At 69.0% G+C, this 21,547-nt stretch carries 22 protein-coding genes and 4 tRNA genes; 20 read left to right on the forward strand and 6 right to left on the reverse strand.

Going from position 1 to position 21,547, the window contains the following annotated elements; translation table 11 throughout:
• The first annotated feature begins 162 nt into the window (after nt 1-162).
• Nucleotides 163-244: transfer RNA gene (locus tag DEJ49_RS21770), tRNA-Tyr, on the forward strand.
• Between the two features lie 86 nt (nt 245-330).
• Here DEJ49_RS21770 and DEJ49_RS21775 read toward each other — a convergent pair.
• Entirely contained in the window at nt 331-3,051 is a 2,721-nt protein-coding gene (locus tag DEJ49_RS21775; protein WP_190329404.1) for an NACHT domain-containing protein, read from the reverse strand.
• A gap of 197 nt (nt 3,052-3,248) precedes the next feature.
• On the opposite strand from DEJ49_RS21775, the gene DEJ49_RS21780 reads away from it, so the two are divergent.
• Entirely contained in the window at nt 3,249-3,461 is a 213-nt protein-coding gene (locus DEJ49_RS21780) for a hypothetical protein (RefSeq protein WP_150185722.1), read from the forward strand.
• Between the two features lie 68 nt (nt 3,462-3,529).
• On the opposite strand, the gene DEJ49_RS21785 is transcribed toward DEJ49_RS21780, so the two are convergent.
• Together DEJ49_RS21785 and DEJ49_RS21790 are read right to left on the reverse strand one after the other, a co-directional pair.
• Nucleotides 3,530-4,186 (reverse strand): SDR family oxidoreductase, encoded by a 657-nt coding sequence (locus DEJ49_RS21785; protein WP_150185723.1) that lies wholly within the window; start codon nt 4,184-4,186, stop codon nt 3,530-3,532.
• 160 nt (nt 4,187-4,346) lie between these two features.
• The gene (locus DEJ49_RS21790) at nt 4,347-5,642 is read right to left on the reverse strand and encodes an amidohydrolase family protein (protein ID WP_150185724.1); all 1,296 of its coding nucleotides are present in this window, start codon (nt 5,640-5,642) and stop codon (nt 4,347-4,349) included.
• 243 nt (nt 5,643-5,885) lie between these two features.
• Between DEJ49_RS21790 and DEJ49_RS21795 the strand changes: the two genes are divergently transcribed.
• From DEJ49_RS21795 to DEJ49_RS21830, 8 genes are all read left to right on the forward strand, one after another.
• A tRNA-Thr gene (locus DEJ49_RS21795) sits at nt 5,886-5,958 on the forward strand.
• Nucleotides 5,959-6,006: 48 nt separating this feature from the next.
• Nucleotides 6,007-6,079 (forward strand) — tRNA-Met (locus DEJ49_RS21800).
• Between the two features lie 88 nt (nt 6,080-6,167).
• On the forward strand, nt 6,168-6,332 hold the full coding sequence (rpmG, locus tag DEJ49_RS21805; protein ID WP_004571794.1) for a 50S ribosomal protein L33: 165 nt from the start codon (nt 6,168-6,170) through the stop codon (nt 6,330-6,332).
• A 103-nt stretch (nt 6,333-6,435) separates the two neighbouring features.
• On the forward strand, nt 6,436-6,900 hold the full coding sequence (locus DEJ49_RS21810; protein ID WP_150185725.1) for a MaoC family dehydratase N-terminal domain-containing protein: 465 nt from the start codon (nt 6,436-6,438) through the stop codon (nt 6,898-6,900).
• Nucleotides 6,901-6,904: 4 nt separating this feature from the next.
• Nucleotides 6,905-7,333, forward strand: coding sequence for a MaoC family dehydratase (locus tag DEJ49_RS21815; protein WP_150185726.1), 429 nt, complete (start codon nt 6,905-6,907; stop codon nt 7,331-7,333).
• A gap of 171 nt (nt 7,334-7,504) precedes the next feature.
• Entirely contained in the window at nt 7,505-8,062 is a 558-nt protein-coding gene (locus tag DEJ49_RS21820; RefSeq protein WP_190329405.1) for a TetR/AcrR family transcriptional regulator, read from the forward strand.
• Between the two features lie 73 nt (nt 8,063-8,135).
• Nucleotides 8,136-9,602 (forward strand): MFS transporter, encoded by a 1,467-nt coding sequence (locus DEJ49_RS21825; RefSeq protein WP_190329406.1) that lies wholly within the window; start codon nt 8,136-8,138, stop codon nt 9,600-9,602.
• Nucleotides 9,603-9,661: 59 nt separating this feature from the next.
• Complete coding sequence (locus tag DEJ49_RS21830; RefSeq protein WP_411757244.1) at nt 9,662-10,780, forward strand: UDP-N-acetylmuramate dehydrogenase; 1,119 nt, start codon at nt 9,662-9,664, stop codon at nt 10,778-10,780.
• Nucleotides 10,781-10,797: 17 nt separating this feature from the next.
• Here the strand turns inward: DEJ49_RS21830 and DEJ49_RS21835 are convergent, their stop codons facing one another.
• On the reverse strand, nt 10,798-11,436 hold the full coding sequence (locus DEJ49_RS21835; protein ID WP_150185728.1) for an NAD(P)-dependent oxidoreductase: 639 nt from the start codon (nt 11,434-11,436) through the stop codon (nt 10,798-10,800).
• 88 nt (nt 11,437-11,524) lie between these two features.
• Here DEJ49_RS21835 and DEJ49_RS21840 point away from each other — a divergent pair, with 88 nt between their 5' ends.
• Nucleotides 11,525-12,127 (forward strand): TetR/AcrR family transcriptional regulator, encoded by a 603-nt coding sequence (locus DEJ49_RS21840; RefSeq protein ID WP_150185729.1) that lies wholly within the window; start codon nt 11,525-11,527, stop codon nt 12,125-12,127.
• A 3-nt stretch (nt 12,128-12,130) separates the two neighbouring features.
• Here DEJ49_RS21840 and DEJ49_RS21845 read toward each other — a convergent pair whose 3' ends face one another.
• On the reverse strand, nt 12,131-13,189 hold the full coding sequence (locus DEJ49_RS21845; RefSeq protein WP_190329408.1) for an adenosine deaminase: 1,059 nt from the start codon (nt 13,187-13,189) through the stop codon (nt 12,131-12,133).
• 124 nt (nt 13,190-13,313) lie between these two features.
• Entirely contained in the window at nt 13,314-14,540 is a 1,227-nt protein-coding gene (locus tag DEJ49_RS21850) for a pyridoxal phosphate-dependent aminotransferase (RefSeq protein ID WP_150185730.1), read from the reverse strand.
• Nucleotides 14,541-14,721: 181 nt separating this feature from the next.
• Between DEJ49_RS21850 and DEJ49_RS21855 the strand changes: the two genes are divergently transcribed.
• From DEJ49_RS21855 to rplL, 9 genes are all read left to right on the forward strand, one after another.
• A tRNA-Trp gene (locus DEJ49_RS21855) sits at nt 14,722-14,794 on the forward strand.
• Between the two features lie 107 nt (nt 14,795-14,901).
• Nucleotides 14,902-15,189: a preprotein translocase subunit SecE gene (gene secE, locus DEJ49_RS21860; protein WP_150185731.1), complete on the forward strand. Its 288-nt coding sequence runs from the start codon at nt 14,902-14,904 to the stop codon at nt 15,187-15,189.
• 77 nt (nt 15,190-15,266) lie between these two features.
• Nucleotides 15,267-16,169 (forward strand): transcription termination/antitermination protein NusG, encoded by a 903-nt coding sequence (gene nusG, locus DEJ49_RS21865; RefSeq protein ID WP_150185732.1) that lies wholly within the window; start codon nt 15,267-15,269, stop codon nt 16,167-16,169.
• Nucleotides 16,170-16,336: 167 nt separating this feature from the next.
• Nucleotides 16,337-16,771, forward strand: a complete 435-nt coding sequence (gene rplK / locus DEJ49_RS21870) for a 50S ribosomal protein L11 (protein ID WP_030782612.1) — start codon at nt 16,337-16,339, stop codon at nt 16,769-16,771.
• Nucleotides 16,772-16,859: 88 nt separating this feature from the next.
• Nucleotides 16,860-17,582, forward strand: coding sequence for a 50S ribosomal protein L1 (gene rplA, locus DEJ49_RS21875; protein WP_055564539.1), 723 nt, complete (start codon nt 16,860-16,862; stop codon nt 17,580-17,582).
• 157 nt (nt 17,583-17,739) lie between these two features.
• Nucleotides 17,740-18,636 carry a hypothetical protein gene (locus tag DEJ49_RS21880; RefSeq protein ID WP_150185733.1) on the forward strand — a complete coding sequence of 299 codons (897 nt, stop codon included), beginning with the start codon at nt 17,740-17,742 and terminating at the stop codon, nt 18,634-18,636.
• A 121-nt stretch (nt 18,637-18,757) separates the two neighbouring features.
• Nucleotides 18,758-19,747 carry a hypothetical protein gene (locus tag DEJ49_RS21885; protein WP_223832940.1) on the forward strand — a complete coding sequence of 330 codons (990 nt, stop codon included), beginning with the start codon at nt 18,758-18,760 and terminating at the stop codon, nt 19,745-19,747.
• Between the two features lie 262 nt (nt 19,748-20,009).
• The gene (gene rplJ / locus DEJ49_RS21890; protein ID WP_062780303.1) at nt 20,010-20,540 is read left to right on the forward strand and encodes a 50S ribosomal protein L10; all 531 of its coding nucleotides are present in this window, start codon (nt 20,010-20,012) and stop codon (nt 20,538-20,540) included.
• 113 nt (nt 20,541-20,653) lie between these two features.
• Nucleotides 20,654-21,037, forward strand: coding sequence for a 50S ribosomal protein L7/L12 (gene rplL, locus DEJ49_RS21895; RefSeq protein WP_150171067.1), 384 nt, complete (start codon nt 20,654-20,656; stop codon nt 21,035-21,037).
• The last annotated feature ends 510 nt before the right edge of the window (nt 21,038-21,547 follow it).

Genomic DNA, 21,547 nt, shown 5'->3' on the forward strand with positions numbered 1-21,547 from the left:
AGCGGATACACGGCCGACTGACGCTGGCCGCATCCGCAAAGCCTAGCCATCGCCCCCGGATGGGGTGCCGATCAATCGGGTGGCGAAGCACCCCCGTGCATCAGGTATCGTTTACGTCGTTGCCACGGAGCGCCGCGAAAGCGGAGTGTGGGCAGCAAACCCGGCGGTGTGCCCGAGCGGCCAAAGGGAGCAGACTGTAAATCTGCCGGCTCAGCCTTCCCAGGTTCGAATCCTGGCGCCGCCACATGAAGGTAAACCCCCTCCGATCTGCGGAAACGTTGATCTGAGGGGGTTTCTTCGTATGCGGTCAGGGCGGGCCTCCGGGCAGCGTCAGGGCGGGCTCAGGCGGCCGCGTACGACCCTCGTGGACTCCGGGAGCAGGTTCCTGCCGATGAGCGTGGCCTCCTCGGGGACACGGAGCGTGAGCAGGCTGCGGACGCGTTCCAGGGTGCTGAGGTCGATGCTCGGGTGGAGCGTCTCGATGGTGAGCTCGCACAGCTTGGGGAAGAGGCCCAGCCAGTCCCACGTGGCCCCCATGTCGGCCTCCACCCACAGATGGGTCAGGCGCTGCCCCGGGCACGTCGCCACGAACTCGTCCACCGTGAACTCGCCGGTGATCTTGATGTGGGAGCGGCTGCCGTAGCTGCGGAGCGCGCGGAGCTCGCGCAGGTTCGACACGGGGAAGTAGAGACCGTCCTCGGCGAGGTGCGCGACCACCTCCTGGCCGTACAGGTCCGTCTCGTACCGGCCCCACGCGCGTGCCAGCTCATTTCGGACTCGCAGGTCCGGATGGTCGCGGTACTTGGAGAGCAGCTCGATCGCCGCGTCCGTCCCGAGCGGCGTCGCCGTGAGCACCGTGAAGTACGCCTCGTCGGCCGCCGCCCGGTACGCCTCCTCCTCAGCCGCGGCCTCCGCCCGCTGCAGCACCGTGGCGAACGGACCCGGGGCGCTCGGGAGCGGCGGCAGCTCCCGCGGGCCGGGCAGCAGCCCGAGCACGAAGGGCCCGATCGCCGTCAGCGCCCGCGCCTGGTCCGGCGAGCGGGGCGGGATGAGGGCGGCCGCGCGCTCCTGCACCTCCGCCCGGACCGCCGGCGCCAGCTCGGTCGCGTGCTCCAGGCAGGCCGCCGCCAGGAGGTGCAGGCGGTCCCTGCCCCGTCGCGAGGTGTCCTCGCGCCGGATCAGGCCCGTGAGGAGCCGCGTGCGCTCCGTGGGCCGCGCGTGGGCCACGGCCATCCTGATGACGTCCTCCCACTGGTCCAGGTGCGCGTTGGCGATCAGGAAGTCGAAGTCGAGCTCCTCGACCGCCGCCTTCGCCCCGAGGTAGTCCTGGAAGGTGCGGTGGACGAAGTCCATGGAGTCCGCGCTCGGCTCCCGGAGCAGGCCACTACGGACGAGCAGATGCTTGTAGACCGCCTCCGGAGTGCCCTGTTCGGCGACCTTCGGCATGGCGGGCAGGACCTGCCTCAACAGCTCCACCGCGTCGGTGTGGGTCATCTCCGAGCGGCCGTTGCGGATCATCCAATAGGCCAGCTTCTGGATCAGCTGGATGTGCTCGGCCTCGCTGACATGGATGGGCCCGCTCTTGTAGACACCGCGTTCGCGGTCACGCCGGAAGAGCAGCATCGAAAGGGCCGCGTCGTAGATCTCCTTGCGCCCTTCTGGCAGGTACCCGCGGCGGTCCTGGTGCAGCGCGCAGATCAGGCCGCACATAAGAGGGTTGGTCGCGAGCTGGCTCAGATCCTGCTGGGCCCGCACCGCACGCAGCAGTTCGGTCGCGTATTGGTCGCTGATGCCCGCCGCCTTGTGCCAGCGGTGGATGAACTCCGCGATGTCGTCGCGCTTCATGGGCGCGAGATCCAGCTCGGCGAAGTCGTCGTCGGTCAGCCAGCGTTCCCGCACGGCGGACGGCCGCGAGGTGACGAGCCAGCGGTTGTCGGGGTAGGCGCTCAGGAGCTCCCGCAGCCAGCGGCGGGCGTCGTTGCGGTCGTCCTCGGGGATCTCGTCGATCCCGTCGATCAGGATGAGCCCCCGCCCCGCCTGCAGCACCCTGTCGATCCACCCGTGCGGCTGGCTGCCTGCGATGGGGCAGTCCACTGCCGACAGGAACTTGTCGGGCGTCGGGAGAGGTGCGCCGCTGCGCGTGAGAGTGCGCAGAGGGAGGACGATCGGCACGAGACCGTAGAGGTAGAGCAGCTGCTCGTCGAGCGACCGCTTCGCCGTCGAAACCGCGAGCCATTGAATGAGGGTGGTTTTGCCGGATCCGGCGAGTCCGCGCAGGAGCACACGGCTGCGGCCCGCCAGGACGTGATCCGCCGGCACCAGGGATGGTGTGCCGCTCAGCCCGTCGGCTGCCGCGTTCAGCCGCAGATACGCCACGTCGAGCCGCCAGCTCTCCGGCGCGCCCGACAGATCGAGACCGAAGATGCTCAGCTTGCCGTGCTTGGTCGCGATGTAGTGCGCGTAACGGTCCTCGAAGGGGCCGTCGGCCGGGGACGGGGACCGGGTGATCAGGGAGTCGATCTTCCGGGTCAACTCCTCGATGCCGCGGCTCTGTTCCAGCAGGGTGCGCGGGACGAACGTGGAGCGCTGGGTGAAGAAGTTCAGGATGTGCAGGCAGGCCGTGTCGAGGACGCCCGCGTGCAGGGTCACCGCGTCGTGGGACAGGCCCAGCGTCGCCGTCCTGTTCTGCGCGCGCAGATGCTGGGAGAGCGCCAGATGGCCGAGGCGCACCGCCTGCACGTCGTCCATCTCGAGCGTTCCGAGGGACCGCAGCGAGTCGGTGACGGCGTGGATGACGGCCTGCTTCTCGAACGACGGAAGCAACTCCTCCACGCCTGTCGAGTGCGCGGCCCGCTTCACCAGCTCTTCCGCGATCTTGTACAGATCCTTGTCGGAGAGCGTGCGCTTCTCGCCGCGGAAGGAGACGAGGTGGGCCACTCGAACGGGCTTGTCGACCAGATCGGCCCCGGGACCCTCGGCCTGGAACAGCTTTCTGATCAGCGGCCCCACGATGCTCGACGCGAGCCGGGCTCCGATCACGGCGGGTTCCATGCGGGTCAGGATAGGGCTGCGCCCGTGCGTGGGGCGGCCAACTGGCGTCATCAGTGGCGTAGTTGGCGTATGCCTCGTTGACCTGCGGGAAGTGTGAGGAACCAGGCCGGGTTTTTTCGTACGTGCGTCCGGCGCGCGGCGGTACGTTCCGCGCGGGCCGACGAGCTTCAGGTGTCGGCGATGGGCACACTGATCACATGTCGTCCCGTCGCAGAAACTGCCCGGAGTGCCGCCGCGAGATCGCCGTCGTCGGCGGCCGCTTCGCCCGCCACGACCCGCCCGGCCCGCGCGCCACCGGCGACCTGGTCTCCTGCCCGGGGTCCCGCAGGCAGGCCCCCCTCGGCGCCGCACAACCGGCTCTGGACGGCTATGTGGTCCCGGACTGCCCCGGACAGCTCCCGCTGTTCTGAAGGGGCGCCGAGAGCGCTGAAGGGGCCTCAGAAGCCGTTGCCGGCACCTCTGGCGGCCTCGCCGCCCGTCAGTTGCCCGCTACCGACTTGACCGCCACCGACACCGGCACGGACCCGCTGACCAGTTCCAGCGTCAGCCCGGCCGTCGCCGGTGTCTCCGTGAGTTCCGCCAGGACCGCGGCCACGTCGTCCCGCGGAACGGGCCCGCGCCCGGTCGACGCCTCCAGGCGTACGAGGCCTGTGCCCGCGTCGTCCGTCAGCATCCCGGGACGCAGGATCGTCCAGTCGAGGCCGGCACGCGCGCGTACGTCCGCGTCGGCCTCGCCCTTGGCCCGCAGATAGGCGTCGAAGATCTCGTCGCCCTGGTGCGCGGGGTCGGCGCCCATGGACGACACGACGATGTAGCGCCGCACTCCGGCCCGTTCCGCCGCGTCCGCGAAGAGGACGGCCGCGTCCCGGTCCACGGTGTTCTTGCGGTCGGCGCCGCTGCCGGGCCCCGCGCCCGCCGCGAAGACGGCCGCGTCGGCGCCGCGCAGATGCCCCGCGACCTCGTCGACGGAAGCCGACTCCAGGTCGCACAGGACCGGTTCGGCACCGGCCCCGCGCAGATCGGATTCCTGCCCGGCGTTACGGATCAGCCCGGCGACTTCGTCACCGCGCGCGGCGAGCAGACGCTCCAGCCGCAGCGCGATCTGACCATGACCTCCAGCGATGACAATGCGCATACTCCCGACCGTACGGCAGGACGGAAGCAAGCGCTCAACACGCGCGCGGGGGACCACCGAACGAGCGTGGGGGACCACCGATGCGTCTCTACGCACCCTGGCCGCGCATCCCGCCACGCACTCCGGTGCACTCCGCGGCGCACCCTCGGCCAGAACGCCCTCAGTCCGACGGCTCGTCCCCCGCGGGCCGCCCCGGTACCGCCCCCGTCGACCGCCCCTGGCGGGGCAGGTCCAACGCCACCGCCGCCGCCGAGTCGCAGTACTCGCGCACCGCGCTGGTCCGCGCCACGACCCGGCCCCGGTGCACCACGATGCGGCTGTACGCGAGCGACAGCGCACCCGAGAGGCGGTCGCCGCGCACCGCCAGCAACTCGGCGGGGAAGCCCGCCTCCACCCGCACCTCCGGCAGCCCCATGGCCGCGCGCGCGGCCCCGCTCACCGCGCCGTACGCGTCCTCGGGCCGCAGCCCGCACTGCGACGCCAGCAAGTACGCGGCCTCCAGCGGGTCCCCGCGCCCCACCGGATTCGACACGTCCCGCATGGCGCCGCTGCCCGCGGCGACCCGCACCCCCGCCGCCCGCAACAGGCGCACCGGCGCCGTCCCGCGCCGCTCCGCGCTCCCGCAGCCGCCCTGGGGCAGACAGACCACCGTCACCGCGGCCGCGGCGAGTTGCTCGGCGGCGCGCGTAGCCACGTCGTCCGGCAGCCGCCCGAGGCCCGCGCACGGACCGAGCGTCACACCGGCCCGCAAGCCCCCCGCCATCGCCGCGAGCCGTCCCAGACGCGCCGGATCGTCACCATCCGTGTGCAGGTCGACGGGGCAGCCGTGCTCCGCGGCGATCTCCAGGACGGCCTCCGCGTACCCCGTGGGATCGGGGTCCAGATCGGGGCAACCGCCCACTACGGAGGCGCCCATTTTCACCGCGTCCCGCAGCATCGCGAGCCCGTCCGCGCCCGCGACGCCGGTCAGCAGCCGCGGCACGGCGACGGCGGTCAGGTCGACCAGGCCCCGGAGCGAGCGCCGCGCCTGCAGCACCGCTTCCAACGGACCGAGTCCCTGGACGTCGCCGATCCGCACGTGCGACCGCAGCGCCGTGGCGCCGTGTCCGAGCTGCAGCAGGGCCGCTTCGGTGGCGCGGCGCTGGACGTCCGGGGCGTCGTACGAGACCGGGCCCGGCGTGTCCGCCGACAGGGCCGTGTCGCCGTGTGCGTGCGGCTCGGCGGCCGCGGGCAGCAGGAGGTAGCCGGTGAGGTCCACGCGCGTGGTGTGGGCGCTCAGACTGCCCGCCGTGCCGACCGCCTCGATGCGTCCGCCGCCGAGCCGGACGTCCACGGTCCGGCCGTCGGTGAGCCGGGCGCCGCTGAGCAGCAGGGCACCGGAGTCGGCGGCGGGACCGGAGCCGGAGGGGCCGGAGGCGCCGGAGGAGTGGGGCTGCTGCGGCTGGCTGTCGGGCATCGCGCTCCTCGGGCTCGGGGGCGGCTGCAGTTCGTCGAGGCGTCAAGATCACGCAGCGCGCGTCGAGCCTAGGACGGTGAAAGGCCCGCTTCGAGGAGGAGCGGAATAGTCGTACCGGTGTGGTGCGAGTACCCGGACGGGGTGTGCATGGACCCCTGAGGCGGGTCGTTCACTGCCCTCGGACAGCCCCCGCGAAACGGATTTGGGCGATCGGCGACCAACCGTGTAATGTCTTCATCGCTCGCCCCAATAGCTCAGTCGGTAGAGCGTCTCCATGGTAAGGAGAAGGTCTGCGGTTCGATTCCGCATTGGGGCTCTGATGTTGAGTGATCCTCGCCTTCGGGCGGGGAGATCCCGGCATCGCAGCGGTGTAGCTCAGTCGGTAGAGCAAGCGGCTCATAATCGCTGTGTCACCGGTTCAAGTCCGGTCACCGCTACTAACGGTAGCCGATTGTGGGGTCGGTCCTTCGATCGGCTACTCTTTTATGCGTTCATCCGTCCATCCGTCCGTCAAGGAGCACTCACGTGGCTGCCACCGACGTCCGCCCGAAGATCACGCTGGCCTGCGTGGAGTGCAAGGAGCGGAACTACATCACCAAGAAGAACCGGCGTAACGACCCGGACCGTCTTGAGATGAAGAAGCACTGCCCGCGCTGCAACGCGCACACTGCGCACCGCGAAACGCGCTAAACACAGGCTCGTACACGAGGCCGTCCCCGATTGTTGGGGGCGGCCTCGCGTCGTGTTTGCGAAGCCATCCGCAACGAAACCAACCGCAGGAGGTGCCGAGTCCATGGCGCTCGACCAGTCCTTCGTGGGGCGTTCCTATCCCCCCACTGATCCTTATGAGGTCGGCCGGGAGAAGATCCGCGAGTTCGCCGAGGCCGTGGGTGACACCAATCCCGCGTACGCCGACACGGAAGCGGCCAAGGCGCTCGGTCACCCCGATGTGATCGCTCCGCCGACTTTTGTGTTCGCGATCACTTTCAAGGCCGCGGGACAGGTCATCGAGGACCCGCAGCTGGGTCTCGACTACAGCCGCGTCGTGCACGGCGACCAGAAGTTCGCCTACACCCGCCCGGTGCGCGCGGGCGACCGGCTCACGGTGACCTCGACCATCGAGGCCATCAAGTCGATGGCGGGCAACGACATCCTGGACATCCGCGGAGAGGTCCACGACGAGGCCGGCGAGCACGTCGTGACCGCGTGGACCAAGCTCGTCGCGCGGGCGGCGGAGACTGTGGCGGAAGGGGCCTGAGGCGATGACGGCGAAGATTGCGTACGGCGACGTCGAGGTCGGCACCGAGCTGCCGGCCCAGTCCTTTCCCGTGACACGCGCCACTCTCGTGCAGTACGCGGGCGCTTCCGGGGACTTCAACCCGATCCACTGGAACGAGAAGTTCGCGCGTGAGGTCGGGCTCCCCGACGTCATCGCGCACGGCATGTTCACCATGGCCGAGGCGATCCGCGTCGTGACCGACTGGGTGGGCGACCCGGGAGCCGTCGTCGAGTACGGCGTGCGCTTCACCAAGCCCGTCATCGTCCCGAACGACGACAAGGGCGCCACCATAGAGGTCAGCGCCAAGGTCGCGGCCGTGCTGGACGACAACCGCGTGCGCGTCGACCTGCTCGCGAAGAGCGGGGACCAGAAGGTCCTCGGCATGTCGCGGGCCGTCGTGCAGCTTGCTTGACGGCTGACGGCTGACGGCTGACGGCTGATGGCTGACGGCTTTACGGCGAGTGGCAGATAGCTGTTCGGGTAAGGGGCGTTCTCCATGGGAGGGCGCCCCTTACGCATGTCCTCAAAGGCTCACTCCCGGGACACGCTTGACGACTTAGTGATTGGCCACTAACTTACTCCCATGGTCAGGATGAGCGCAGAGGAGCGGCGCGAAAGCGTCATCCGCGCGGCGATGGTCGAGTTCGCCCGAGGTGGATACAACGGCACTTCCACCGAGGTGATCGCCAGACGGGTGGGTGTCTCGCAGCCGTATCTCTTCCGCCTCTTCCCGGGAAAGCAGTCCATCTTCCTCGCCGCCTCCGGGCGGTGCTGCCAGGAGGTCACCGAGGTCTTCCGCAAGGCGGCCGAGGGGCTGGAGGGCGAGGAGGCCCTGCACGCCATGGGCAGGGCCTATCAGGCCCTCATCGCCGAGGACCCGGACAAGCTCCTCATGCAGATGCAGATGTACGTCGCCGTGGCATCCGCGGAGGCGTCCGGCGACCGGGAGTTCGGTGACGCGCTGCGGGCCGCCTGGATGGAGATGTACGACACGGTCCGCCTCGCGCTGGGGGCGGACGTCGACGAGACGACGCAGTTCCTGGCGTACGGGATGCTGATCAACGTCCTGGTGTCGATGGGATTCCGGCCCGATCACCGGGTCTGGAACGGTTTCTACGAGTCGGCGCACCCCGCGGGGTGAGTCGCGCTGCGGGGCAGGGGTCTTCTTCTGTGCCCGCAGAAGTTAGTCATCAATAACTAACCAAGGGGGAGTAATGCCGAAGCAGGAAGCACAGGCAGAAGCGCGGACCAGGGAGACCACATCACGCGGGGGGATGGTCTGGGCCCTCGTCATCACGAGCGTCGCCGGCTTCATGGCCGCGCTCGACAACCTCGTCGTCACCACCGCCCTGCCCTCCATCCGCGAGGACCTCGGGGGCGCCCTGCACGACCTCGAATGGACCGTGAGCGCCTACACCCTCACCTTCGCCGTGCTGCTGATGTTCGGCGCGGCCCTGGGGGACCGGTTCGGACGCCGCCGGCTCTTCACGGTCGGCCTCGCGGTCTTCACCGGCGCCTCCGCCGCCGCGGCGCTCGCACCCGGTCTGGACGCGCTGATCGCCGCCCGCGCGGTGCAGGGCGTCGGCGCCGCGATCATGATGCCGCTCACGCTGACGCTGCTCACGGCGGCCGTACCGCAGGCCAAGCGCGGCATGGCGTACGGCATATGGGGCGCCGTCAACGGCCTCGCGGTCGCCAGTGGCCCGCTGATCGGCGGCACCCTCACCGAGCACGTCTCCTGGCAGTGGATCTTCTGGCTGAACGTTCCGCTGGGGCTCGCCCTGCTGCCGCTCGCCCGGCTCCGCCTCGCCGAGTCCCACGCCCCCGGCGCCCGCCTCGACGTGGTCGGCACGCTGCTCGCCAGCGGTGGGCTCTTCGGAATCGTGTACGCCCTTGTCCGCGGTCCCATCGACGGCTGGTCCAGCGCCACCGTCCTCGTCAGCCTGAGCGCGGGCGTCGTCCTCCTCGGCGGCTTCGTCCGGCACGGGATGCGCCACAAGGCGCCGATGCTGCCGATGCGCCTCTTCCGTAGTCGTGCCTTCGCGGGAATCAACGCGGCGAGCCTGCTCATGTTCCTCGGGATGTTCGGCTCGATCTTCCTGCTCAGCCAGTACATGCAGGGCGTCCTCGGCTACTCGCCCACCGAGGCGGGGCTGCGGATGCTGCCCTGGACCGGCATGCCGATGCTCATCTCGCCGCTGGCCGGGTACCTCTCCGACCGGATCGGTGGCCGCCCGGTCGTCGCCGCGGGCCTCTTCCTCCAGGCCGTGGGCCTGGCCTGGTACGCCGTCGTGGTGGCGCCCGACGCCACGTACACGGCCCAGCTGCCGGCACTGATCATCAGCGGCGTCGGGATGTCCCTGTACTTCGCGCCCGCCTCCAACCTGGTCATGTCCAGCGTGCGACCGCAGGAGCAGGGCATCGCGTCGGGCGCCAACAACGCGCTGCGCGAGGTCGGCGGCGCCCTCGGCATCGCCGTGATGTCCTCGATCTTCTCGGCGCAGGGCGGCTACGACTCCGGGTGGGACTTCGTGAACGGGCTCGAGCCCGCGCTCTGGGTGGGCTCCGCGGTGGTGGCCCTCGCGGCGGTCGCGGCGCTCTGCATCCCGTCGGGCCGACGCACGGCCGGAGGGTCCGGGGCGCCCGCCGCTGCCGCTCAGGACGAGCTGATCGCCGCCTGAGGGACGTACAAGCGCCTCTGAGGGACGTACAACAGCGTCTGACGGACGTACGACCGCGTCTGACCGACGTACGAGAACGGCCCCGCCCTGACCGGTGGGGCCGTTCTCGTACTCTTGAGCACGTGCAGGAACTCCACGATGCCCCGCTCGCCCCGCTGACCACCTTCCGGCTCGGCGGCCCCGCGACCCGTCTGATCACCGCGACGACCGACGCCGAGGTCATCGCCGCCGTCCGGGAGGCCGACGACTCCGGAACCCCGCTGCTGCTCATCGGCGGTGGCTCGAACCTGGTCATCGGCGACAAGGGCTTCGACGGCACCGCCCTGCGCATCGCGACCCAGGGCTTCGCGCTCGACGGCACGAAGCTGGAGCTCGCCGCCGGCGAGGTCTGGACCGACGCGGTCGCCCGTACCGTCGAAGCGGGTCTCGCGGGCATCGAGTGCCTCGCCGGAATCCCCGGCTCCGCGGGCGCGACGCCGATCCAGAACGTCGGGGCGTACGGCCAGGAGGTCTCCTCGACGATCACCGAGGTGGTCGCGTACGACAGGAAGACCCACGAGACGGTCGTGATGGCGAACGCCGAGTGCGACTTCTCGTACCGTCACAGCCGCTTCAAGGCCGATCCCGACCGCTTCGTGGTGCTGCGGGTCCGCTTCGAGCTCGAGGACGCGCAGGGGATGAGCGCGCCCCTGAAGTACCCCGAGACGGCACGCACGCTCGGTGTCGAGGCGGGGGAGCGGGTGCCGGCCGCGGTGGCCAGGGAGACCGTGCTCAAGCTCCGCGCGGGCAAGGGCATGGTGCTCGACCCTGAGGACCACGACAGCTGGTCCGCCGGGTCGTTCTTCACCAACCCGATCCTCACCGAGGAGGAGTTCGGTGCCTTCCACGCGCGCGTGACCGCACGCCTCGGCGCGGACGTCTCCCCGCCCGCCTTCCCGACGGGCGACGGCCGCGTGAAGACCTCCGCCGCCTGGCTCATCGACAAGGCGGGCTTCACCAAGGGCTACGGAGAGGGCCGGGCCCGTATCTCCACCAAGCACACGCTCGCGCTCACCAACCGCGGCGGCGCGACCACCGAGGACCTGCTGGAGCTGGCCCGCGAGGTCGTCGCGGGCGTGCGGGACGCCTTCGGAGTCACCCTCGTCAACGAGCCCGTGACGGTGGGCGTCAGCCTGTAGGACCACCGCGGGGCGGGTCAGTAGGCCACGCCCACGCCCCGCTTCACGGTCTCCCGGTCGTCGATCATGCCGAGCATCGCGTGCGCCACGTCCGCGCGCCCGATCATGCGCCCCGAACGCGGCGAGCCGCCCACCACCTTGCGGTAGCGGCCGGTGACGGGCTTGTTCGTCAGGCGCGGCGGACGGACCGCGGTCCAGTCCGTCGCGCTCGCCGCCAGCTCGGCCTCCATGGCCGTCAGGTCGGTGTAGACGTCCCTGAGGACCCGGCCGACCACACCCAGCAGGGCGCGGTCGAACAACGGCGAGTCCGCGGGCTCCGGGCCCACCGGGGCCGCGCTGACGACCAGCAGCCGCCGCGCGCCCTCCGCGTCCATAGCCCGCAGCACACCGCGCGTGAGCTCCGTCGCGAGGCCACGGGCCGCGTCCGCGCGGTTGCGGGCACCCAGCCCCGAAAGGACCGCGTCCCGGCCCGAGACCGCGGGGCGCACCGCTTCAGCATCCCGGACGTCCGCGCGGAACACCTCAAGCCCCTCGCCGGTCACCGTCAGGCGCGCCGGATCGCGTACCACCGCCGTGACCTTGTGCCCTGCCGTGAGCGCCTGCCGGACGATCTCCTGACCGATTCCACCGGTCGCACCGAACACCGTGAGCCTCATCGCGCACCCTCCCAAGGTGGGTAAGTATTCACTCACCCACTAGGGTGAGTAAGCACTCACCCCTCCGTCAAGTCAGGTTGGACGGCCCATGCAGCAGAAGCCCACGCGGGCCCGCATCCTCGACGCGGCCCACGAGCTCATGTTCACCCGCGGCCTGGCCCGCGCCACCACCAAGGAGATCGCCAAGGCGGCGGGCTGCTCCGAAGCCGCGCTCTACAAGCATTTCGCGAGCAAGGAAGAGCTGTTCGTGTGCGTGCTCAAGGAGCGGCTGCCCAGGCTGAACCCCCTCCTGAGCGAGCTCATCGAGAAGCCGGGGGAGCGCAGCGTCCTGGAGAACCTCACGGAGATCGCGAGGCTGGCCAGCGACTTCTATGCGGAGAGTTTCCCGATCGCCGCCTCCTTGTACGCGGAGACGCAGCTGAAGCGCCGCCACGAGGACTCCATGCGCGAGATGGGCACGGGCCCCCACATGCCCATCGAGGCCCTGGACGCCTATCTGCGGGCCGAGCGGGACGCCGGCCGGATCGCCCCCGACGCCGACACGTTCGCGGCCGCCTCACTCCTCATGGGCGCCTGCGCGCAACGGGCCTTCGCCTACGACGCCACGGTCGGCAAGCGGCCCCCGCAGCCCGTCGAGGAGTTCGCCGCGGCCCTCGCCCGCACGCTCCTGAAGGGCATCACGCGCGTGTAGGTCCTACGCGGTCAGCCACTCGTCCACCCCGGCCAGCATCTTCCGCTGTACGTCGACGGGCGCGGCCGAGCCGCGGACCGACTGCCGGGCGAGCTCCGCCAACTCCGCGTCCGTGAAGCCGTGGTGGGTGCGCGCGATGTCGTACTGTGCGGCGAGCCGCGACCCGAAGAGAAGCGGGTCGTCGGCGCCGAGGGCTATCGGCACCCCCGCCTCGAAGAGCGTACGCAAGGGGACGTCCTCCGGCTTTTCGTAGACCCCCAGGGCGACGTTGGACGCCGGGCACACCTCACACGTGACGCCCCGGTCCGCGAGCCGCTTCAGGAGCCGCGGGTCCTCGGCCGCCCGCACCCCGTGCCCGATCCGCGCCGCGTCAAGGTCGTCCAGACAGTCCCGCACCGACGCGGGCCCGGTCAGCTCGCCGCCGTGCGGCGCCGCGAGCAGACCGCCGTCGCGTGCGATGGCGAAGGCCCGGTCGAAGTCCCGCGCCATGCCGCGCCGCTCGTCGTTGGAGAGCCCGAAGCCGACGATGCCCCGGTCCGCGTACCGCACCGCGAGGCGCGCCAGCGTGCGGGCGTCCAGCGGGTGCTTCATGCGGTTCGCGGCGACCAGGACGCGCATCCCGAGGCCGGTCTGCCGCGAGGCGCTCTCGACGGCGTCCAGGATGATTTCCAGGGCGGGGATCAGACCGCCGAGCCGCGGTGCGTAGGACGTCGGGTCGACCTGGATCTCCAGCCACCCCGACCCGTCGCGCAGATCCTCCTCGGCGGCCTCCCGGACCAGGCGCTGGATGTCCTCGGGCTCGCGCAGACAGGAGCGCGCGGCGTCGTAGAGCCGCTGGAAGCGGAACCAGCCGCGCTCGTCCGTGGCGCGCAGCTTCGGCGGCTCGGCGCCGGTCAGGGCCTCCGGAAGACGCACGCCGTACTTGTCGGCGAGCTCAAGCAGGGTGGTGGGCCGCATCGACCCGGTGAAGTGCAGGTGGAGATGGGCCTTCGGCAGGTCCCGTACGTCCCGTACAGGCTCGTCTCGTACGTCTCGCACACGCTCGTCTCGTACACGCTCCATTCGAGGATCTTGCCGTATGCACCTGGTCTCCCGGTAGCGGCTTTCCCCCTTCGGGTCCCCGTCCGAACGAAGAAACGGGCCGTCTCTCCGAAGGAGAGACGGCCCGCACGTTTCGACGCAGCCCTCAGTCGCGGGCCTCGGCGAGCAGCTTCTGGATCCGCGAGACACCCTCGACGAGGTCCTCGTCGCCGAGCGCGTACGAGAGGCGGAGGTAGCCCGGCGTCCCGAAGGCCTCACCGGGAACGACCGCGACCTCGGCCTCCTCCAGGATGAGTGCGGCCAGCTCGACGGAGTCCTGCGGGCGCTTGCCGCGGATCTCCTTGCCGAGGAGGCCCTTCACGGAGGGGTACGCGTAGAAGGCGCCCTCGGGCTCGGGGCAGATGACGCCCGCGATGTCGTTGAGCATCCGCACGATGGTCTGGCGGCGCCGGTCGAAGGCCTCGCGCATCTTCTCGACGGCGACCAGGTCACCGGAGACGGCCGCGAGCGCGGCGGCCTGCGCGACGTTGGAGACGTTGGACGTGGCGTGCGACTGCAGGTTCGTCGCGGCCTTGACGACGTCCTTCGGGCCGATGATCCAGCCCACGCGCCAGCCGGTCATCGCGTACGTCTTGGCGACGCCGTTGACCACGATGCACTTGTCGCGCAGCTCGGGCAGGATCGCGGGGAGCGAGGTGAACTTCGCGTCTCCGTAGACGAGGTGTTCGTAGATCTCGTCGGTCATGACCCACAGGCCGTGCTCGACGGCCCAGCGGCCGATCGCCTCGGCGTCGGCCTCGCTGTAGACGGCGCCCGTCGGGTTCGACGGCGACACGAAGAGGACGAGCTTCGTGCGCTCCGTGCGCGCGGCCTCGAGCTGCTCGACCGAGACGCGGTAGCCGGTGGTCTCGTCGGCGACGACCGGGACGGGGACACCGCCCGCGAGACGGATCGACTCCGGGTAGGTGGTCCAGAACGGCGCGGGGACGATGACCTCGTCGCCCGGGTCGAGGACCGCGGCGAACGCTTCGTAGATGGCCTGCTTGCCGCCGTTGGTCACCAGGATCTGCGAAGCGTCGACCTCGTAACCCGAGTCACGGAGGGTCTTCGCGGCGATCGCCGCCTTGAGCTCGGGGAGGCCCCCGGCCGGCGTGTAGCGGTGGAACTTCGGGTTCTTGCAGGCCTCTACGGCCGCCTCGACGATGTAGTCCGGAGTCGGGAAGTCGGGCTCGCCCGCCCCGAAGCCGATCACCGGTCGGCCGGCGGCCTTGAGGGCCTTGGCCTTGGCGTCGACAGCGAGGGTCGCGGACTCGGAGATCGCGCCGATGCGCGCGGACACCCGGCGCTCGGTCGGAGAAGTAGCAGCGCTCATGGCCCCATCGTTCCAGACCCGAAACGGCCCCGGTGCGCGGGTTTCCAAGACCGTCGCGGCCCTTTCTGTTCGACGGGGCGCCGCAGAGCACGTACACTCACTGCTCGTTGGCCCTCACCGGCCGCTTTCTCTCAGCGCACTCCGTGCACATGGGCGGATGCGGTAGGTTGGGGGAAATCAAAGGGTCGTAGCTCAATTGGTAGAGCACTGGTCTCCAAAACCAGCGGTTGGGGGTTCAAGTCCCTCCGGCCCTGCTACACACTCCTTCGCCAGGATGTGTGCGCATGTACGTACTGCAATGCACCGCCGTGCGGCTCAACCGGGCGCGGCACGGCCACGACCCGGAATCAGGTGAGGACGAGTGACGGACGCCGTGGGCTCCATCGACAAGCCTGATGCCCAGGACGAGTCGACGGAGTCCAAGAAGAAGGCCCGCAAGGGCGGCAAGCGCGGTAAGAAGGGCCCCTTCGGCCGTCTCGCGCTCTTCTACCGTCAGATCATCGCGGAGCTCCGCAAGGTCGTCTGGCCGACTCGCAGCCAGCTCACGACCTACACCACAGTGGTGATTGTCTTCGTCGTCATCATGATCGGTCTCGTGACCGTGATTGACTATGGCTTCAGCCACGCTGTCAAGTACATCTTCGGCTGAGCCGAGAGCGAAGGGCGCCGTTCCCGGCGCCCCTTTCGCGCGTTCCACCCCTCTGTATCCAGGAAGAAGCAGCCACCGTGTCTGACCCGAACCTGAACGACGCCGTCGAGCCTCGCGAAGAGAGCGCGGAGTCCGTGGAGGACCAGCTCGACATCGTCGAGGCGGCGGACGCCGAGGACCCGGACCAGGCCGACGCTGCCGACGCCGCCGCGGGTGAGCCCGCCGAAGAGGCCGCCATCCACCTCGAGGGCGACGCCGAGGCCGTAGCGGAGTCCGAGGAGGACGAGACCGCTGCCGCCGACGTCGCCGACGAGGAGGACGCCGAGGCCGCCGCGGACGAGCCCGAGGAGGAGGCCGAGCCGGTCGACCCGATCGTGGCCCTCCGCGACGAGCTCCGCACCCTCCCCGGCGAGTGGTACGTCATCCACACCTACGCCGGTTACGAGAACCGCGTGAAGACCAACCTCGAGCAGCGTGCCGTCTCGCTGAACGTCGAGGACTTCATCTTCCAGGCCGAGGTGCCGCAGGAAGAGGTCGCGCAGATCAAGAACGGCGAGCGCAAGACCATCCGTCAGAACAAGCTCCCCGGCTACGTGCTGGTGCGCATGGACCTGACGAACGAGTCCTGGGGCGTCGTCCGCAACACGCCGGGCGTCACCGGCTTCGTCGGCAACGCCTACGACCCGTACCCGCTGACCCTGGACGAGATCGTCAAGATGCTCGCCCCGGAGGCCGAGGAGAAGGCCGCCCGCGAGGCCGCCGAGGCCGAGGGCAAGCCGGCTCCGGCCCGCAAGGTCGAGGTCCAGGTCCTGGACTTCGAGGTGGGCGACTCGGTCACCGTCACCGACGGTCCGTTCGCGACGCTGCAGGCGACGATCAACGAGATCAACGCCGACTCGAAGAAGGTCAAGGGCCTCGTCGAGATCTTCGGCCGCGAGACCCCGGTCGAGCTCAGCTTCGACCAGATCCAGAAGAACTGACGTTCCCTGGAACACACGCCTCCGAACAGGTCAGACAGGCTGTCAAAGCCGGTCTGACCTGCTCGGTTTTTAGCCGCGCGACTATACCCGTTATCGTTGTGCGGTATGCCTCCATCCGGATGACCGGATGGCCGGCTGAAAACTCTCACTAGGACCCGGAGAGAGCAATGCCTCCCAAGAAGAAGAAGGTCACGGGGCTTATCAAGCTCCAGATCCAGGCTGGTGCCGCCAACCCGGCCCCGCCGGTCGGCCCCGCGCTGGGCCAGCACGGCGTCAACATCATGGAGTTCTGCAAGGCCTACAACGCCGCGACCGAGTCGCAGCGTGGCTGGGTGATCCCGGTGGAGATCACGGTCTACGAAGACCGTTCCTTCACCTTCATCACCAAGACGCCGCCGGCCGCCAAGATGATCCTGAAGGCCGCTGGTGTCGAGAAGGGCTCCGGCGAGCCCCACAAGACCAAGGTCGCCAAGGTCACCGAGGCGCAGATCCGCGAGATCGCGCAGACCAAGATGGAAGACCTCAACGCCAACGACCTGGACGCCGCGTCGAAGATCATCGCCGGCACCGCCCGTTCCATGGGCATCACGGTCGAGGGCTGAGCCTCCTCCCCCGTCTGACCTTTCTCAGTGGTAGGGCCAAGCGCTGGCCCGAACCACGACTCCATACCTGAACAAACCAGGAGCAGAAGTGAAGCGCAGCAAGACTCTCCGCGCTGCGGACGCCAAGATCGACCGGGAGAAGCTGTACGCCCCGCTCGAGGCCGTCCGTCTCGCCAAGGAGACCTCCTCGACCAAGTTCGACGGCACCGTCGAGGTCGCCATGCGTCTGGGTGTCGACCCGCGCAAGGCCGACCAGATGGTCCGCGGCACCGTGAACCTCCCGCACGGCACCGGCAAGACCGCCCGGGTCCTGGTCTTCGCGACCGGTGACCGTGCTGCGGCCGCGGAAGCCGCTGGGGCCGACATCGTCGGCGCCGACGAGCTCATCGACGAGGTCGCGAAGGGCCGCCTGGACTTCGACGCCGTCGTCGCCACCCCGGACCTCATGGGCAAGGTCGGCCGCCTCGGCCGCGTGCTCGGTCCGCGTGGTCTGATGCCGAACCCGAAGACCGGCACCGTGACCCCCGACGTCGTGAAGGCTGTCAACGACATCAAGGGCGGCAAGATCGAGTTCCGCGTCGACAAGCACTCGAACCTGCACTTCATCATCGGCAAGGTGTCCTTCGACGACACCAAGCTGGTGGAGAACTACGCCGCGGCCCTGGAGGAGATCCTCCGTCTGAAGCCGTCGGCCGCCAAGGGTCGCTACATCAAGAAGGCCGCCATCACCACCACGATGGGCCCCGGCATTCCGCTGGACTCGAACCGCACCCGCAACCTCCTCACCGAGGAGGACCCGGCCGCCGTCTGAATCTGACGGCAGCCGCGTCGCGTACGCGTTCTGTGGACGGGCCCCGCAACCTTTCGAGGTGCGGGGCCCGTCCTGTTTGTGTACGGACCTTTCGGATACGTGTGTCAGTGGTCTGCGCTAGCGTGCAGGCTCCATGAATGCCAAGGGGTGGGACAACATGAACAGCACGACCATGCGCCGTGCCGGTCTCTCGATCGCGGTGGTCGCCGCGCTGACCGGCCTCACGGCCTGCGGTTCGGGTGACTCCTCCGACAAGGCCGACGGCGGCGGCAAGGACGAGGGCGGCATCAAGCTCAGCCCCATAGCCGCCCTGCGCACCGTCGAGAAGTCGACCGACAAGGCGGACACCGCCCGGGTCGACGGCACGACGACCATGGGCTCGCTCAGCTCCATGGACATGAAGGGCGTCATGGGCTGGTCCGACGGCATCACGGGCAACGTGACGGTGACCTTCACCGGCGGCTCCCAGGCCCAGCAGATGAAGCAGCTGGGCACGACGGAGCTCGACTACCGCTATCTGAAGAACGGCTTCTACGCGAACATGGGGGACAGGTTCGCGTCCCAGGCGGGCGGCGGCAAGCACTGGGTCGAGTACGACTACGACACGCTGGCGGAGCTAAGCGGCGCCGCGGGCGAGGCCTTCCAGGACCAGATGCAGAACACCACCCCGAACCAGTCCGTGAAGATGCTGCTGGCCTCCGGCGACGTGAAGCGCGTCGGCACGGAGGACGTCCGCGGCAAGAAGGCGGTCCACTACTCGGGCAAGGTCGACGTCGCGGACTTCACCGCCAAGAGCGCGGACCTCGACGAAGACAAGATGGCCGAGCTGAAGAAGCAGTTCGAGCAGGCCGGCCTGAGCACCGAGACGATCGACATCTGGGTGGACGAGGACGACCTGCTGGTCAAGAAGAGCGAGAAGGGTGAGACGAAGAACGGCACCTTCTCGCAGACGGCCTACTACAGCGACTACGGCACCGAGCTGAACGTGGAGAAGCCGCCTGCGTCGGACACGATGAGCTTCAAGGACCTCATGAACAAGCAGCCCGCCGTATGACCGCTGCGCCGCTCGCCGGATAACTCCTGCGCTTCTCGACCCACCCCTCGGGTACTCTCGGTCACACAAACATGTGTCGATCATGTGTTCTTTGTTCCAGGGTGTGCCAAGGGGTGGGGTCATGACTGCAGGTGTCGTACGGGGACGCAGAGGGCGTCAGCGGGTGGCGGGGGCCGTGCTCAGCACCGCGCTGCTCTGTGTCGGCGCGGTGGCGTGCGGGGGCTCGGACGACAAGTCCGACAACGCTGCCGACTCGGGGAAGCCCCAGTCGCGCTCGCAGGTGACCGAGGTCATCACGGCCGCGTACAAGAAGACCTCGGCCGCCAAGTCGGCCAAGGTCAAGATGACGATGTCCACCCCGCCCGGTGAGATGGGCAAGGCCATGGGCGGCGCCGGTGAGATGAAGATGACCGGCGTCATGGGCTGGGACCCGACCGTCATGGACGTGACGGTCTCGGGCTCCGCGCTCACCGAGGGTGACCCGGAGGCTCCGGAGAAGATCCGGATGCTCTGGAGCGACAACGTCATGTACATGAACATGGGCGCCAAGGCGGCCAAGGACATGGGCGGCAAGCAGTGGGTCAAGATGGATCTCAACGCCATCATGGAGAAGGCCGGTGACGACAAGCTCGCCAAGCAGATGACCGGCGGCCTGGACAGCATGAACCAGGACCCGGCGCAGCAGCTCGCGATGCTTCTCGACTCCCCGAACCTGAAGCACCTGGGCTCCGCGCAGGTCAACGGCGAGCAGACCCAGCGCTACAAGGGCCGCCTCACCGTCAAGGAGATGGCGGAGTCCAACAAGGGCCTGAAGGACGTGCTCAGCAAGAGCGAGCGCGACCAGCTGTTCAAGAACATCGAGAAGTCGGGCATCAAGGGCTACGACACCGAGGTCTGGGTCAACGAGGACGACTACCCGGTCCGCATGGACATCGACATCAAGACCCCCGAGGGCACGGTGAAGACGTCGCAGACCTTCTCCGACTACGGCGCGGCGACCAAGGTGACGCCGCCGGCGGCCAAGGACACCTTCGACATGATGAAGATGTTCGAGGAGCTCGGAAAGCTCGGCGAGGACAGCAAGGGCGCCGGTTCGGACAGCGCCTTCTGACCGGATTTGCTTGACGCGGACCCGTTCGCGTACTCTTCCACAGAAGCCAAAGACCGCTGGTCGTTGCCGTGTTCTCGCAAGAGGGTGCGGTGGCCGAAGGATCCGCTGAAACGGCGGACGACCCGCGCAGGTGACTGTGGATGTGCTCCTGAATCGTCATGCGATTCGGTTGAGCTCACGCCCCGTGCGCCTGCGCCGGGGCGTTTCGTTTTGTCGGCCCCTTCTGAGCGGTCCTCATCACCCGGAAGGAGGCCGACGCTCTATGCCGACGCCCGACAAGGCTGCCGCGGTAGCCGAGCTCACGGACAAGTTCCGCAGCTCGAACGCCGCCGTGCTGACCGAGTACCGGGGTCTCACCGTGGCCCAGCTCAAGCAGCTGCGCCGTTCGCTCGGTGAGAACTCCGAGTACGCCGTGGTGAAGAACACGCTGACCAAGATTGCGGCCAACGAGGCCGGGATCAACACGCTCGACGACCTGTTCACGGGTCCGACGGCGGTTGCCTTCGTCACCGGTGACCCGGTGGAGTCGGCGAAGGGTCTTCGTGACTTCGCCAAGGAGAACCCGAACCTCGTCATCAAGGGCGGTGTCCTTGACGGCAAGGCGCTGTCCGCCGATGAGTTCAAGAAGCTCGCGGACCTCGAGTCCCGCGAGGTTCTGCTCGCCAAGCTGGCGGGCGCCATGAAGGGCAAGCAGTCGCAGGCTGCCGCGCTCTTCCAGGCGCTTCCCTCGAAGTTCGTCCGCACCGCGGAGGCGCTTCGTGCCAAGAAGGCCGAGCAGGGCGGTGCCGAGTAATTCGGCTCGCGCATTGATCGACGCCCGCTAGGGCGCCGGTCGCAGCGGGCCGAACGTACGCCCGCCTTCATATACACCCGGCACCAGCCGAATTAGTGGAAGGATCGCCCATCATGGCGAAGCTCAGCCAGGAAGACCTGCTTGCCCAGTTCGAGGAGCTCACGCTCATCGAGCTCGCCGAGTTCGTGAAGGCCTTCGAGGAGAAGTTCGACGTCACCGCCGCCGCTCCGGTCGCCGTTGCCGCCGGTGGCGCCGCTGCCGCCCCGGCCGAGGCCGAGGCCGAGCAGGACGAGTTCGACGTCATCCTCACGGGCGCCGGCGAGAAGAAGATCCAGGTCATCAAGGTCGTGCGCGAGCTCACCTCCCTGGGTCTCAAGGAGGCCAAGGACCTCGTCGACGGCACCCCGAAGCCGGTCCTCGAGAAGGTCGCCAAGGACGCCGCGGAGAAGGCCGCCGAGGCCCTCAAGGGCGCCGGCGCCTCCGTCGAGGTCAAGTGACCTCACGAGTCGTCTGACTCTCTTCCCCGTTCGTACGGCTGAGGCTGTAACGCACGGGTCGCCAAAGGCGATCACCCATGTGGGTGGTCGCCTTTCGGCGTTCACGGGCGCCCCGCGGAGGGTGCCTTGCGATGTCGGTCCCGGCGAGTATGGTGATCTTCGTTGTGCCCTCGGGACGGCCCGTGACGGTGACGATCTCTGAGTGATGTCGGGGCAGGGGGGCCTTGACGAACCGCACGCAGCGCGCAATTCTCAGGACGCGTCGTCACAACGATCCGGATCCGAGGCATGGATCGGCGGCGAAGAGGGCAGTATCGATGTGCATCGAGGGCGTGGCTTGCAGCAGGGGTTGAGAACAACGAGGGTCTTCAAAAACCCGCACTGGACATCAGTGGGCCGAGTGGCTACACTGACCCTTTGCGCTGCCTGTTAGCTGCCTCCTGCCCGTCACCAGGGGCATGCCCTCGCTTGAGCACTGTGGATCCGAACCTCCCTGACCTGGGATGTCCG

Origin of the sequence: Streptomyces venezuelae (assembly GCF_008642335.1) — a bacterium.
In the GTDB taxonomy this organism is placed as follows: domain Bacteria; phylum Actinomycetota; class Actinomycetes; order Streptomycetales; family Streptomycetaceae; genus Streptomyces; species Streptomyces venezuelae_F.

Bases quoted from the DNA above. Each gene is read 5' to 3' on its own strand.
- DEJ49_RS21775 (WP_190329404.1), bottom strand. From the start codon at position 3,051: ATGGAACCCGCCGTGATCGGAGCCCGGCTCGCGTCGAGCATCGTGGGG.
- DEJ49_RS21780 (WP_150185722.1), top strand. From the start codon at position 3,249: ATGTCGTCCCGTCGCAGAAACTGCCCGGAGTGCCGCCGCGAGATCGCC.
- DEJ49_RS21785 (WP_150185723.1), bottom strand. From the start codon at position 4,186: ATGCGCATTGTCATCGCTGGAGGTCATGGTCAGATCGCGCTGCGGCTG.
- DEJ49_RS21790 (WP_150185724.1), bottom strand. From the start codon at position 5,642: ATGCCCGACAGCCAGCCGCAGCAGCCCCACTCCTCCGGCGCCTCCGGC.
- DEJ49_RS21810 (WP_150185725.1), top strand. From the start codon at position 6,436: ATGGCGCTCGACCAGTCCTTCGTGGGGCGTTCCTATCCCCCCACTGAT.
- DEJ49_RS21815 (WP_150185726.1), top strand. From the start codon at position 6,905: ATGACGGCGAAGATTGCGTACGGCGACGTCGAGGTCGGCACCGAGCTG.
- DEJ49_RS21820 (WP_190329405.1), top strand. From the start codon at position 7,505: ATGGTCAGGATGAGCGCAGAGGAGCGGCGCGAAAGCGTCATCCGCGCG.
- DEJ49_RS21825 (WP_190329406.1), top strand. From the start codon at position 8,136: ATGCCGAAGCAGGAAGCACAGGCAGAAGCGCGGACCAGGGAGACCACA.
- DEJ49_RS21835 (WP_150185728.1), bottom strand. From the start codon at position 11,436: ATGAGGCTCACGGTGTTCGGTGCGACCGGTGGAATCGGTCAGGAGATC.
- DEJ49_RS21840 (WP_150185729.1), top strand. From the start codon at position 11,525: ATGCAGCAGAAGCCCACGCGGGCCCGCATCCTCGACGCGGCCCACGAG.
- DEJ49_RS21845 (WP_190329408.1), bottom strand. From the start codon at position 13,189: ATGGAGCGTGTACGAGACGAGCGTGTGCGAGACGTACGAGACGAGCCT.
- DEJ49_RS21850 (WP_150185730.1), bottom strand. From the start codon at position 14,540: ATGAGCGCTGCTACTTCTCCGACCGAGCGCCGGGTGTCCGCGCGCATC.
- rplK (WP_030782612.1), top strand. From the start codon at position 16,337: ATGCCTCCCAAGAAGAAGAAGGTCACGGGGCTTATCAAGCTCCAGATC.
- DEJ49_RS21880 (WP_150185733.1), top strand. From the start codon at position 17,740: ATGAACAGCACGACCATGCGCCGTGCCGGTCTCTCGATCGCGGTGGTC.
- DEJ49_RS21885 (WP_223832940.1), top strand. From the start codon at position 18,758: ATGACTGCAGGTGTCGTACGGGGACGCAGAGGGCGTCAGCGGGTGGCG.
- rplJ (WP_062780303.1), top strand. From the start codon at position 20,010: ATGCCGACGCCCGACAAGGCTGCCGCGGTAGCCGAGCTCACGGACAAG.
- rplL (WP_150171067.1), top strand. From the start codon at position 20,654: ATGGCGAAGCTCAGCCAGGAAGACCTGCTTGCCCAGTTCGAGGAGCTC.